Source organism: Pseudomonas sp. A-1, assembly GCF_004801855.1.
Taxonomy (GTDB): domain Bacteria; phylum Pseudomonadota; class Gammaproteobacteria; order Pseudomonadales; family Pseudomonadaceae; genus Geopseudomonas.
The window spans coordinates 37432-50432 of record NZ_SSTC01000027.1 but is presented as its reverse complement, the minus strand read 5'-3'; the positions used below and the strand labels follow the sequence as shown (position 1 = coordinate 50432).

The window sequence follows — 13001 nt, the reverse complement described above, 5'->3', positions numbered from 1 at the left end:
CAATGCTGAGTTCGTGGTAAGACATGGCAACACCGTACCGGAAAGGTCAGGTGTTGCACTCAGTTTTTGCCGCCGCCTACGATAACGCGCAAGAATTGGCTGCCAATGTCGATTTTCTTGTGGTGTGCGCGAGTGGTGGAAGCACAACACGGGCATTGATCGACGAGGCAGTACTCGCTGCGCTTGGGCCGTCAGGTGTACTGATCAATGTCGCCCGCGGATCCATTGTCGATGAGAACGCACTGGTGCAAGCCTTGCGTGAACGCAAGATTCTGGCGGCGGGGATCGACGTGTTCTGTAATGAACCTCATATCCCAGAGGCATTTTTTTCGCTCGATAACGTGGTATTAACGCCTCATATGGCGAGTACCACTGGCGCTACCCTGCGAGCAATGCTGGATTTGACGTTCGATAACCTTGCGGCTCATTTTTCGGGGCAGCCTGTACTGACGCCAGTAGAGTAATCATCTTTTAACCCCGTACGGAGGTGCTGCGCTACCTGATGCAGGAGCACGGCCTGACCCAGGCCAACCTGCCCGAGGTCGGCGCGCAATCGGTCATTTCCGAGATCCTTGGCGGCAAGCGCCAACTCAATGTCCGTCACATCCGCGCGCTGTCGGAGCGCTTTGGCGTGCCAGCGGACGTGTTTTTCTGAGGCTGCACATGCCTTCTGTGGTGCTCCAGCGGTCGGGACCGGTGGCTCAATCCAGCCCTTGCCGCGAATCGGCCGAGAAGTAGCGCAGCCGATACAGCCGCCAGGGCTGGGTTTCACTGCCGCGGCAGAAGCCGTAGCGAAAGGTATCGGGCAGGGTCGGCAGGTCGTAGCGCAGGTCGGTGAACCAGATACAGGTTTCGCCGCCGTGGTCGATCCGCGACAGCGCCGGAAAGATCGCGAACCGGCGGTAGGAGGCGAAGCGGGGGTCGTGCCAGCGCGCCTGCACCTGCGGCTGCAGGTCAGCATCCTCCCCGTAGCGATGGCGCCGCTGCCAGACCATCTGCTGTGGCGACCTATAGGCCCGAGCCAGCTCACCCAGTGTGCCCGGGATCGGCAGCGCTGCGGCGCCAACGTCGAGCTTCAGATGGGCCTGATGATAATGGTCGCCATCGACCACGAGCAGTTTCCAGTTGAAGGGCGATAGCGGCTGGGCCAGCGCCGCCACCCGCACCGGTGCGATGCCATTGGCCTGCGCCCACTGGCGGGCGATGTCGCTGGCACGCAGTTGCTGCAGCGTCTGCCCTCCCGCATAGAGTGCCAGCAGCGCGAGGCCCGCGAGGGCGGGCCAGGGTCTGCGCAACCTCAGGCTGGCGACCAGCGCGCCCAGGGCGATCAGCAGGAAAACCGGGTCCACCAGGAACAGGCTGCCGATCCAGAAGCGCTGCTGGCTGAGCGGATACAAGAGCGCGGTGCCGTAGGCAGTCATCAGGTCGAGCCCGATGTGCGAGGCAAGCCCGACGGCGGCGAACACGCAGGCGGGCAGGAACGCCGCCTTGCGCCTGCCCACCAGCGCGAACGCGCCACCGATCAGCGCGGCCCATAGCGGCAGCAGGATGAGCGAATGCGTCGGGCCCTGGTGCCACTCGGCGAGAAAGCGCAGCGGATCGACGAGGAAGCCGATGAAGTCGATATCGGGGAAGACCGCCGAGCTGACGCAGATCGCCAGGCATTGCCGTGGCGACAGCACAGTGCAGCGCGCCGAGGTGGCTTGCGCCAGCGTAGCGCCCAGCAGCGCGTGGGCGAGCGCGTCCATCGCTCAGCCGCCGCTATCGGTCCCGCTGCCGCTGTTGCTGGCCGGTGCTGCGCCGAGCCAGCCGGCCAGCCACTCGGCCCGGGCGAGCAGCCGGTCGAGCAGGCTAAGGCTGCGGCTGGCGCCGGGACTGTCGTCGCGCAGCCAGCAGGCGAAGGTGGTCAGGTAGATGGCGGTGAGCGCCGCTTCCTCGCACTCGCGCCGCCAGCCGGTGGCGGGCAGCAGGGCCGCCTCGCGGATCCATTGCACCGTGCGGCTGACGCGCAGCGCGCCCTGAACCTGGAGATGCAGATGCTCGGGCTGCAGCTTGTAGCGCAGCATCTCGGCGGCCAGCTTGCGGTGCGGGGCCAGCGCGTCCAACCAGCTAAGGATCGCGCGCTGCAGGCGTTCGCGTGGGCTGAGGAACTGCCAGCCCGGCGTGTCCGCCGCGGCCAGCAAGGCGGCGTCGGCATGCCCGAACCAGGCTTCGGCGATCGCATCCTTGCCGGCGAAGTGCTGGGCGATGTCGGCCAGGCCGATGTCCAGTCGCGCCGCGAGGTCGTGGAGATGAAACCCGTCCCAGCCGCGCTCGGTGCCGAGGGTCAGCGCGGTGTCGATGATCCGGCATCTGAGCTCGGTCTGGCCGAGGTCGCCGGGGGCAGCCATTTCGCTCATCGGGTTGTCTCCGCCAAAGGGTGCTGTTCGGTCTCCCGGAAGCGTAGATGCACCGTCGCCCGGCGGTGCGCCGCCCAGCGGAATGCCGCCCAACGGAATGCCCGTGCCGCGTTGGCGCGGTACGCATCGTCGACGACAACGGACGCATCCTGGCCCCCGCGTGCATCTGTTTGTAAGCAGCGCCAGGTAGCCTGAGGCTCAAGCCCCAGCGCCAAGAGGTGCACACCATGAAGACACTGTTCCTCGTCCGCCACGGCCAGTCGAGCTGGGACGACGTCAGGCTGGCCGACAGCGAGCGCCCGCTGACCGACAAGGGCAAGAACGATGCGGTGAAGATGGGCAAGCGCCTGGCCGAGTCCGAACTGGCCGTCGACGCGATCGTTGCCAGCCCGGCGAAGCGGGCGCTGGCAACGGCGGAGGCCATCGCCCGGAAGCTCGACTTCAAGCGCAGGCACATCGTGCAGGACGGGCGGCTCTACAGCGGTGGGGTGGATGACCTGCTGGAGCTGATCCGCGAGCTGGGTGGCGAGCACAAGCGGCTGATGCTGGTCGGCCACAATCCGGCGCTGTCGGAACTGCTGCTGCACCTGGCGGACAAGGACGTCAACCTGCCGACCTGCGCCGTGGCCGTACTTCGGTTCGATGGCAGGTCGTGGGCGAAGATCGGCCGGAAAAGGCTCGAGAAGGTGGCGATCAAGTATTCGTGATGGGCGGAGTGGAGAGCCCCTCTCCTGCGGCCTGCGCCACTCGGGGCTCTCCTGCCGGTTCAGCAGCGCCCGTCGGCAGCCCCCGTCGGGGCGGCGCACAATCCGGACGGGGCCTGTCCCGAGTCGCTGCGTGCATAGAGCCGCCCGCCGCGATGGTCGACCTGCTCGCCGATGGCGAACTGGCGATTGGGCGAGCGCACCACGCGGGTTTCGCCGTCGGCGCCGCGCACGGTGTAGGCGTTCTCGCTGAGGCCGGTGCCTTCCTGCACGCCCCAACCGGCCAGCCAGCCGACACCGGCACCGACCAGGGCGCCCAGCGGCCCGCCGGCAGCGCCGCCGACCATCACGCCGGTCAGCGCGCCGACCGACTTGCCGGCGGTGTTGTCATGGGCAGGCGACAGTACTTCGTCGGCCTGCACGCCTCCTGCGATGAGCAGGCAGGCGCTCAACGCGAGAGAAACGGTGATCGAAGGTTTCATCTTGGGGTCTCCTCAAACTGGTACAGCGCGTACATCCAGTCAGGCTGGCGTGGCCGCACTGTTCTCTTCGTGAATACGCAGCACCGTTGCCAGCTCCGTGCGCACCAATGGGTCCGCGCAGTCGGGCAACGCCTCCTGCAGCTTGCGGATCACCCAGCGCTGGCCGCGGTCGATGAACGCCATGCGTTCATGCAGATCGGCGATGGCCATCGCCCTGGCGTGGAACTCGCCGGTCTGCCGGTTCGGCTCCAGGCCCAGGTGCTGCATGCAGGCCAGCAGGCGTCGGCAGCTTTCCCCCTCGCCGGCCAGGATCTGCTCCAGCAGCGGCCGCAGCTCCGGATCCTGGCACTCCCGCAGGCTCGCCGAAGCCACCTGGACGCCGGCACGTTCGGCACTGAGCAGGGTTTGCAGCAATTCATCGAGCGGCAGGGACATGGTTCGAACTCCTGTAGTGCGGGATCTCCAGCGAAATCCCGGGCGGGGTGGACGGTTCCAGTGTCATGCCTGGCGATGCATTTGGATAACGAATATTGCTGCACCTTCGGATCATTTTTTTTGCACCAAAGGCCGTGTGGAGTCCCCTCTTCCAGGGCCGCCGGAAACAAAAAGACCGCCCGACGCATGCGCCTCGGGCGGCCAAAGGGTGACACTCTCAGCAAATCACATGTACAGCACGACCAGATCGTTGATCACCGCCGGGCGATCGCTGCCGACCACGTGGATGTTCAGCTCCAGGGTCAGCTGGGTGCCGCGCTTGCCGATCTCCACGGCCTTGACCCGGCCGCGGGAATGGATGCGCGAGCCGGCCGGTACCGGGCTGGGGAAGCGCAGGCGGTCGGAGCCGTAGTTGACCATGTTGGTGAAGCCGACGATCTCGTGATCGAACGGCACCTTCAGGCGCGACATCAGCACCTGGACCAGCGCGCCGTGGGCGATGGTGCCGCCGAACGGGCCCTGCTTGCGGGCGCGTTCCGGGTCGGTGTGGATCCAGTAGTCGTCGCCGGACAGCTTGGCGAACTCGTCGATCAGCGCCTGGTCGACGACGATCTGGTTGCTCCACGCCGTGAACTCGTCGCTGACCAGCGCCTGCAGGGCCTCGGCGTCGTCGACGCGGATCTGCCGGCGCGGCGCCTGCTCCTCGACCTGCTCGACTACTTCCGGTTCGTCGAAGCGGCGCGGGACCACCTGCTTGTCGACGCCGGTGAAGCGCAGCAGGGTGTCGCCTTCGGCGTTGACGGTATCGAACACCGGCTTGAGGCGCATGCCGATCTTGATCTCGTCCTCGGCGAGGCCGACGAGGGTGGTGTTGATCCGCACACCCTCGTCCAGCTCGACCACGGCGAGCTTCTGCGGCGCCTCGTCGGCGAAGTCCGGCAGGGTCGGGATGCGCGCCACGGTGAAGCTGTAAAGCGTGCCGCTGCCGGAAACGTCCTGCCATTTCAGGTCGTGGGAATAGCAGCGGTCGCAGTGGCGACGCGGGTAGAAGATCCAGTGGCCGCAGGCCTGGCACTGCGGCAGGGTCAGGCGCTGCTCCTTGAGGCCGGCCCAGAACGGCGCCGAGATTTCCGTCTGTACGGGCATCGGTTTGTTGGTCGACATCTCGCTCATGCTCCCTGAAGAATCAGTGCGCCCTGCTCGCTCATCACGCCGCCGGTACCGGAGACGTAGACGTTGTCGCAGCGGGCGAGCTGGCGGTCGCCGGCGCGGCCGGCGATCTGGTGGAAGGCCTCGACCACCTGCGACATGCCGCCGGCCGCGCCGGACTGGCCGAAGCTGAGCTGGCCGCCGTGGGTGTTCATCGGGAAGTTGCCGCGCCAGGTCAGGTCGTTGTCGCGGACGAAGCGCATGCCCTCGCCCTTGGGCGCGAAACCGGCGTCCTCGAGGGTGAGCAGCACGGTGATGGTGTAGCAGTCGTAGATCTGCGCGGCGTGCATGTCGGCAGGCTTCAGGCCGGCCATGGCGAAGGCGCGCTGGGAAGCCGGGCCGATGGGGGTGGAGGTCATGTCGGCGGCGTAGGACGGCGACTTGAACTCCAGGTGCTCGCCGAAGCCGGTGACCACCGCACCGCGGTTGCGCGCACGGGCGGCGACTTCCTTGGAGGCGACGATCAGCGCCGCGCCGCCGGCGACCGGCATGACGATCTCCAACACGTGCAGCGGGTCGGCGACCATCTTGCTGGCCAGCACCTGCTCGGTGGTCAGCGGCTGGCCGTAGAACATGGCCTCGGGGTTGAACTGGGCGTTGAAGCGCTGATCGACGGCGATCTTGGCCATCGCCTCGGCGTCGTAGCCGTACTGGGCGGCGTAGCGCTGGGCGATCATCGCGTAGCCGGTGTTCTGGCCCATGTGACCGTAGGGCAGGTCGAACTCCGCCTCGGGCGCACCAAAGGCGGTGCTGTGGCCGCCGAAGCGCATCGAGCGGGCCATCCAGCTGGGATCCTCGTCGGGGCCGAACGGCGCCATGCGCGCCGGCAGCACGCAGAGCACCGCCTGGCACAGGCCCAGCTCGATGGCGGCGGCGGCGCGCCAGACCATGGCGACCGAGGTGCAGCCGCCGAGGTCGACCACTTCGGCGAAGTTGAGCTTCATGCCCAGGTATTCGGCAGCCATCGCCGGGACGAACACCGAAGCCTCGTGGAAGTGCGGGCCGTTGATCACCAGACCGTCGAGGTCCTCGGCGCGCAGGCCGGCGTCGGCCAGAGCGCGCGCGGCGAGGTCGGCCACCTGCTCGAGGTGGAACATACGCGGCGCGGTGGCGTACTTCTCCGGTTTGTACTGGGCCGCCCCGACGATGGCGGCGTTGCCTTTGAGTCCCATGGTTGTCTCCACTGGCGCAGGGCGTGACTGCAGACACTATGCCGCAGTCGTACCCCGCGCGAATCGTTTGAATCGACTAGACCGGGCCCTGTAGGGGCGAATTCATTCGCCTGGCGGGGCATCCGGGCGAATGAATTCGCCCCTACAGGAATTCCCGGATCGAGCCGGCCGGGCAGCGGACTGCCCGGCCGGTGGATCACAGCGAGTACTTGAGCGACAGGGTCGCGTAGTCCCGGTCGGCCAGCTGGCGCTTGATCGGGTCGGCCTCGCCGAGGAAGGCGTTGTAGGCCAGCGCCACCTCCAGATTGCCCATGTACTTGAAGGTGGTGCCGACGGTCATGCGGCGGTCGCCCTGGGCGCCGGAAATGGTGCCGGACATCGGCGTGGCGCCTTCCACGACGTGGGAGAAGCGCACCGGCACGTCCAGGTCCCAGCCGGTGAACACGCCCGGGTAGTTGAACACGCCGACCAACGAGTAGGCGGTGGCGGTCTTGCTCTTCCATGCCGAGGCGGTCTTGAAGGTGTAGTCGTCGGCGCCGTTGAGCGCATCGACGTCGTCGACCCGCACGTGCACCACCTCGCCCATGAAGGTGGTCTGGCTGGCCCACGGGCGGTCGCCGAGGATGCGCATGAACGACAGCTGCATCTGTTGGCCCTTGCCCTTGGTCGCCTGCGGGCCGCCGGCGGTGAGTACGTTCACCGGAGCGCCGTCGCGGTACGACCATTCGCCGCCGACCTGGGTGTCGCCGATCTTGGTGGAGAAGCTCAGGCCGGTGAGGTGGATGTCCTCGAAGTAGTTGACCTCGTAGCCCAGCGGACCGGCCGGCGGGAAGCTGATGGAAACCCCCGACGGGTTGCGGTCGTGGTAGTTGATGCGGAACAGCGACAGCTCGAGGTCGGCGGTCGGCCGGTAGCGCATCTGCAGGCCCCACTGGCCGCTGTCGCGCGGCTCGTTGGTGTTCAGGTAGGGGATCGACAGCGCACCGGCGCGCAGCAGCTCGCGGCCGGGACCGGTGACGTCGCTGGTGGACATGTAGCTGCCCGCCGGCGCCAGTTCGTTGCCACTCCACTCGTACTGAACGTAGGCGCCGAGGCTGAACGACTCGTTGAGGCTCCACTGGCCGGACACCTGGCCGATCGGCAGCAGCACTTCCTTGGCCTCGATGCCCGGCAGCGAGGCCTTGACCACGTCGACCGGCGACTGGGCGCCGGACACGCCCGGGAAGATCAGACTCTCGCCCCAGGACACCACATGCCTGCCGGCCTTGACATCGATGCTCTGCCCGCCTTCGGTGCGCCAGCCGCTGAACAGGTAGGCGTCGAGGATGCGGCTGCGCCCGCCGCTGTAGCGCTTGGCGTCACTGGTGAACTCGTCGTGGGCGCCGAACTTGTTGACCCGGCCCGGGGCGTCGTTGTCGTTGGACTGGTGGTAGACGTCGTCGTAGAAGGTACTGGCGCGCAGCACCGCGCCGTAGTCGTCCTTGCGCAGGATCAGCTCGGCCAGCGCACCGACGCGGTTGGTGACCAGGCTGCCCTTGTCGAAGTTGCGGTTGCCGTCGTCCATGTTGATGGTCAGCGGGCCGTCGATCAGCGCGCTGTCGGGCGACTCGGTACGCATGCCGATGCCGTAGTTGGCGGTGATGGTCCAGTCGAGGGTGGCGCCGTTGTCGAACTCGATGGTCTCCCCGGCATGGGCGGCGCCGCTGGCCATGGCGATGGCGGCGGCCAGCCCCATGAGCGGGAAGCTCTGGGCAACCAGGGTGGTGCAACGTGGATTTTTCTTATTGTGCATGCTGCTTCTCTCCTAATGAAGGCCAACCGGCCGCGTCGAGTTTCCAGACTTCGCTCGTCCGAACTCGTCGTCAAAAAGGACTAGAGAGTTCGCCGGTCGTCTCTTCGGGCCGGACACAGCGGTAGCGGTGCACGCCCGCCTGCTCCTCGCGCAGCAGCAGCCCTTCGCCGATCAGGTAGTTGGCGTGGGCCAGGGTCTCGCCGATGGCCATCAGCTCGTCGAAGCGGCTCTTCAGCCGCGGGAACAGCTCGACCATCAGCTCGGCCGCCGTGCACGGCTGCGCGCAGCGCTCCAGCACCTGATCGAGGTGGCGGCGGTGGTGCTCGCGCAACTGCCCGAGACGCGTGTGCAGGCCGTGGAACGGCCGCTCGTGGGCCGGCAGCACCAGCACGCGGTCGGGCAGCTCGCCGAGGCGCTCGATCGACTCCAGCCAGTCGCGCAGCGGATCGCCGTCCGGCTCGTCGACGGCGACGCCAACCGTGGGGGTGATGCGCGGCAGCACCTGGTCGCCGGAAATCAGCAGGCCGTCCTCGGCGCAGTACAGGCAGGCGTGCTCGGGCGAGTGACCGCGGCCGACCACCACCTGCCAGCGCCGCCCGCCGATGGGCAGCACGCTGCCCTCCTTCAGGCGGCGGAAGGCGGCCGGCGGCGTCGGCCGGAAATGTTCCTGGCGGATCATCGGCAGGAAGGCCGCCGAATCCTCTTCGCTCAGCCCGGCCAGCCGGTAGAACTGGTGGAAGGCCCAGTCCGGCTCGTCGCTGCGTGGCGGCGCGACGTGGATCGCCTGGTACTCGGCGTGGGTCATGTACACCGGGCAGCGGAAGCGCTCGGCCAGCCAGCCGAGCAGGCCGCTGTGGTCGTAGTGGAAATGGGTGCAGATCAGCGCCTGCAGCGGCCGGCCCTCCAGCACGCCGGCCAGCACCTCTTCCCACACCGAACGGCTCTGCTCGGTGCACAGGCCGCTGTCCACCGCCACCCAGCCGTCGCCGTGGCGCAGCAGGTAGAGGTTGATGTGGTCGAGGCCGAACGGCAGCGGCATGCGCAGCCAGAGCACGCCGGGCGCCACCTCCAGGGTCTGCCCGTTGGCCGGCGGCGCCACCCAGGGGAAGCGCAGGCCGGCCTTCAGCTCGTGGCCGTTGTGGTCGAGGTCAGCCATGGGCGGCACCGAACGGCGCCAGGCCGATGGCGGCCAGCGCCTCGGCCGAATACGGCCGGTAGGTGCCGGCTGCATCGTCGCGCACGTACAGCGGGTCGCTGAACGCGTTCGGGTCGTAGCCCTGGCGCTGCAGGTCGACCTTGCGCAACTTGAAGGTGCTGGTCAGGTCGGCCGCCGGCGACACGCGCACGAACACCGGCGCGGCGTAGCGCGGCAGGCGCGCCTCGGTCAGCGCGTAGAAGCTGTCCGGGTCGAATGCGTGGCCGTCCTGCATCAGCACCGCGGCCATGCCGGCGCGCCCCTCCTGACCCGGCACCTGCACGCCGTAGATGTTGATCAGTTCGAGGCCCGGATAGTCGGCCAGGGCGTCGGCCACCTCCATGGTCGAGACGTTCTCGCTCTTCCAGCGGAAGGTATCGCCGATGCGGTCGACGAAGTAGAAGTAGCCGTCCTCGTCGTAGCGCAGCAGATCGCCGGAGCTCCAGTAGGCGTCGCCCTTCTGGAACACGTCGCGGAGGATCTTCTTCTCGGTGGCCTCGGCCGAGGTGTAGCCCTCGAAGCGGCCGCCACCGATGTCCGGGTGGTTGACGATGTAGCCGATCGCCTCGCCCACCTCGCCCGGCTGGCACAGCAGGTAGAAGCCGTTGGCGTCGCGCGGGTGCGACTCGCTTTCCACGTCGAAGCGCACCAGGCGGAAGTTGGTCTTCTCCCAGTAGGGCACGCGGCCGCAGGAGCCGATGCGGTTGTCGACGTTGATCAGGTTGGTGTTGGCCTCGGTCGAACCCCAGCCCTCGAAGACCTGCACCGGGCCGAAACGCTCGATCCAGCGCTGCCAGGATTCCGGCGACAGGCCGGCGCCGAGCATGGCGCGCAGACTGTGCTCGCGGTCGCGCTCGTCTTCCGGCAGGTTGAGCAGGTAGCGGCAGATCTCGCCGATGTACTGCAGGACGGTGATGCCGTTACGACGCACGTCGTTCCAGAACTCGCGCACGCTGAAGCGCCGGCGCACCACGATGGCGGCGCCGGCCTTGAGCGCGGTGGAGGTCACCGAGGTGGCCGCCGCGCCGTGATAGAGCGGCAGGCAGCAGTAGAAGACGTCGGCCGGGGTGGCCTCGAGGGTCTCCACCATCACGTCGCCCGAGCTCATCCAGCGCATGTGGCTGTAGCGCGCCGCCTTGGGCAGGCCGGTGGTGCCGGAGGTGAAGATCAAGAGGCTCGGCGTCTCGGCGGTGATGCCTTCGCGCAGTTCGCGCGGCGGCGCCTCGCGCGACGCGGCAGCCACCTCGGTGGCGAAGCCGGCGTCGGCCAGCGCGCGCAGCTCGGCAGAGGCCGGCTTCTCGGCGTCCGGCACCAGCCACAGCGGCACCTGCGGCAGATTCTCGGTGGCGGCGAAGTTGGCCAGGCACTCCTCGCCGGCCAGCACGGCGCGCGCGCCGGTGCTCTCCAGCGCGTGGGCCAGCGGCTTGCCGCTGACGTGGGTGTTGAGCGGCGCCACCACCACGCCGAGCTTGACCAGGCCGAACCAGGCGAAGAAGAACTCCGGGCGGTTCTCCAGGGCCAGCGCGCACACGTCGCCGGCCTTGAGACCGCGGGCCAGGGCGGCGTGCGCCACCTGGTTGGCGCGCGCGTCCACCTCGGCGTAGCTGTAGCGCTCGCCGCCGTAGATCAGCATGGTCTGTGTGGCCAGGCACTGTGCCTGCTGCTCGAGGCGGTCGGCGATGGTGTAGAGGTCGCGCGGCTTGACCAGCGCGCTGGCCGCGGCGCGGCGGTCGAGCCGCGCCTGGGTGACCTCGCGGGGCACCGGGGCGGCGTCCAGCGCGGCCACGGTCTGCGCATCAATGCGATCGTTCATGTCGTTCCCCTTGAATGGGCTGGCGGGTCGCCGCGCTCACTGCGCCGGCACCGGCCAGCGCGGGTAGTCGAGGTAGCCGCGCGGCCCTGCGGTGTACAGCGAGCCGCGGTCGAAGCCGGCCAGCGGTGCGTTGACGCGCAGGCGCTCTGCCAGGTCCGGGTTGCCGATGTAGTGACGGGCGAAGGACACCGCCTCGCCCTGCCCGGCCTCGATGGCCTGGCGCGCGCTGTGGCCGTCGAAGCCGTCGTTGAGGATCAGCGCGCCCGGGAAATGCGCGCGGGCCAGGGCGAAGGCGTCCAGCCCGGCGACCGGCGAACGCATCACGTGCAGGTAGGCCAGGCCCAGCGGGGCGATGGCGTCGAGCAGCGCCGCCGCGGTGGCGGCCGGATCGCTGTCCACGCTGTCGTTGTAGGGGTTGCCGGGGCAGATGCGCAGGCCGACCCGGCCCGGGCCGATGGCCTCGGCCATGGCGGCGAGCACCTCGGCGGGGAAGCGCACGCGGTTTTCCACGCTGCCGCCGTACTGGTCGGTGCGCTGGTTGCTGCCTTCGGCCATGAACTGCATCGGCAGGTAGCCGCTGGTGCAGTGCAGCTCGACGCCGTCGAAGCCGGCGGCGCGGGCATTGCGCGCGGCCTGGGCGAACTCGGCGATCACCTCCTGGACCTCGGCGGTGCTCAGCTCCACGGGCTCGTCGGTGTCGACCATGCCGGCAACGTCGCTGAACAGCTGGGTGCGCGCGCGCAGCGCCGAGGGCGCCACGGTCGGCGCGCCGGCCGGCTTGTTGTGGTGGCTGGCGACCCGGCCGACGTGCATCAGCTGCAGGACGATGCGCCCGCCGGCGGCGTGCACCGCCTGGGTGACGCCGCGCCAGGCGGCGATCTGCGCGGCGCTGTAGATGCCCGGGGTGCGGCAGTAGCCGAGACCGGCGGCCGAGGGTGCGGTGCCCTCGGCGACGATCAGGCCGGCGCTGGCGCGCTGGGCGTAGTACTCGACCATGTCGAGGGTCGGCATGCCGTCGGCGGCGGCGCGGCTGCGCGTCATCGGCGCCATCACCACGCGGTTGGCCAGTTCGATGTCGCCGAGGCGAACGGGTTGGAACAGCGGATTCATGGTGGCCTCCTCAGCGCACGCGGATCTTCGGAGCACCGGCACCGCGGCGCAGGGTGGTGAGGAAACCTTCCAGCGGCGCCGGCTCGGCGACCTCGGGCAGGGTTTCCTTGTCCGGGCGCGCGGCCCAGAACTCGCTCCAGGAGGGGAACAGGTCGTGGAAGGTGCCGTGATAGGGCTCGCGGCCGGGCCAGCGCATCTTGCGCTGGCCGATCGGCGGCTTGTTGAGGTCGGTGGCGTACCAGTAGCAGGGCAGACGGCGGCGGAAGTACCAGCGGCCGTCGATGCGCTCGTAGTCGTCCCAGTAGAGCATCTGCATGATCACCCACTCGGGGCCGGTCTCGTGCTCGTTCTTCGAATACACCACGCCGGTGGCGTGGTCGGCGTCGACGAACTCGATGATGTGCTGACCGAGGTGGTGCGAGGTGCCGTCGAACTGGTTGCGCAGGGTGTCGTCGAGCCAGCTCTTGAGGTGGGCGCGGCCGACCTTGTCGCGGCCGACACGGATGTCCGGGGCGAACAGGTTGACGTGGGAGTCGAGGTCGCGCATGTCCAGCGACAGCGAATACTTGCCGGCCAGCTGGCGGATTTCCTCGATGGATTCGAGGCGGTCCAGGCGCGCGGCGAGGCTGTTGTTGTTGTCCATTGGGGTGCCCTTGCTGCGGGTGATTCGGCCCCGCGCGGGCCAGCCGC

The 13001-nt window shown here is 68.5% G+C and carries 13 protein-coding genes and 1 pseudogene; 3 read left to right on the top strand and 11 right to left on the bottom strand.

Annotated elements, in window-relative coordinates; genetic code table 11:
• Window positions 1-23 precede the first annotated feature (23 nt).
• Together E5198_RS08420 and E5198_RS08415 are read left to right on the top strand one after the other, a co-directional pair.
• Window positions 24-464: an NAD(P)-dependent oxidoreductase gene (locus tag E5198_RS08420; protein WP_136489553.1), complete on the top strand. Its 441-nt coding sequence runs from the start codon at window positions 24-26 to the stop codon at window positions 462-464.
• A 20-nt stretch (window positions 465-484) separates the two neighbouring features.
• Window positions 485-655: pseudogene (locus tag E5198_RS08415) on the top strand (type II toxin-antitoxin system HigA family antitoxin); the annotation flags it as partial.
• Between the two features lie 46 nt (window positions 656-701).
• Here the strand turns inward: E5198_RS08415 and E5198_RS08410 are convergent.
• The gene (locus tag E5198_RS08410) at window positions 702-1748 is read right to left on the bottom strand and encodes a metal-dependent hydrolase (RefSeq protein WP_136489552.1); all 1047 of its coding nucleotides are present in this window, start codon (window positions 1746-1748) and stop codon (window positions 702-704) included.
• 3 nt (window positions 1749-1751) lie between these two features.
• On the bottom strand, window positions 1752-2399 hold the full coding sequence (locus tag E5198_RS08405; RefSeq protein WP_218569046.1) for a TetR/AcrR family transcriptional regulator: 648 nt from the start codon (window positions 2397-2399) through the stop codon (window positions 1752-1754).
• A gap of 227 nt (window positions 2400-2626) precedes the next feature.
• Here E5198_RS08405 and E5198_RS08400 point away from each other — a divergent pair, with 227 nt between their 5' ends.
• Window positions 2627-3106: a histidine phosphatase family protein gene (locus tag E5198_RS08400; RefSeq protein WP_136489551.1), complete on the top strand. Its 480-nt coding sequence runs from the start codon at window positions 2627-2629 to the stop codon at window positions 3104-3106.
• Between the two features lie 59 nt (window positions 3107-3165).
• On the opposite strand, the gene E5198_RS08395 is transcribed toward E5198_RS08400, so the two are convergent.
• From E5198_RS08395 to E5198_RS08355, 9 genes are all read right to left on the bottom strand, one after another.
• Entirely contained in the window at window positions 3166-3585 is a 420-nt protein-coding gene (locus tag E5198_RS08395) for a hypothetical protein (protein WP_136489550.1), read from the bottom strand.
• 39 nt (window positions 3586-3624) lie between these two features.
• Window positions 3625-4020, bottom strand: a complete 396-nt coding sequence (locus E5198_RS08390; RefSeq protein WP_136489549.1) for a DUF6306 domain-containing protein — start codon at window positions 4018-4020, stop codon at window positions 3625-3627.
• A 225-nt stretch (window positions 4021-4245) separates the two neighbouring features.
• On the bottom strand, window positions 4246-5184 hold the full coding sequence (locus tag E5198_RS08385) for an OB-fold domain-containing protein (protein WP_136489548.1): 939 nt from the start codon (window positions 5182-5184) through the stop codon (window positions 4246-4248).
• 5 nt (window positions 5185-5189) lie between these two features.
• A complete protein-coding gene (locus tag E5198_RS08380; protein WP_136489547.1) occupies window positions 5190-6401 on the bottom strand; it encodes a thiolase family protein in 1212 nt (403 codons plus the stop codon).
• A gap of 196 nt (window positions 6402-6597) precedes the next feature.
• Window positions 6598-8193, bottom strand: coding sequence for a DUF1302 domain-containing protein (locus tag E5198_RS08375; protein WP_136489546.1), 1596 nt, complete (start codon window positions 8191-8193; stop codon window positions 6598-6600).
• Window positions 8194-8263: 70 nt separating this feature from the next.
• The gene (locus tag E5198_RS08370) at window positions 8264-9349 is read right to left on the bottom strand and encodes an MBL fold metallo-hydrolase (protein ID WP_136489545.1); all 1086 of its coding nucleotides are present in this window, start codon (window positions 9347-9349) and stop codon (window positions 8264-8266) included.
• Complete coding sequence (locus E5198_RS08365) at window positions 9342-11201, bottom strand: long-chain-acyl-CoA synthetase (RefSeq protein WP_136489544.1); 1860 nt, start codon at window positions 11199-11201, stop codon at window positions 9342-9344. Before E5198_RS08365 ends, E5198_RS08370 begins: the two co-directional genes overlap by 8 nt.
• Window positions 11202-11237: 36 nt before the next feature.
• Window positions 11238-12311: an alkene reductase gene (locus tag E5198_RS08360; protein WP_136489543.1), complete on the bottom strand. Its 1074-nt coding sequence runs from the start codon at window positions 12309-12311 to the stop codon at window positions 11238-11240.
• 10 nt (window positions 12312-12321) lie between these two features.
• Entirely contained in the window at window positions 12322-12954 is a 633-nt protein-coding gene (locus E5198_RS08355; protein WP_136489542.1) for a nuclear transport factor 2 family protein, read from the bottom strand.
• Window positions 12955-13001: the final 47 nt, after the last annotated feature.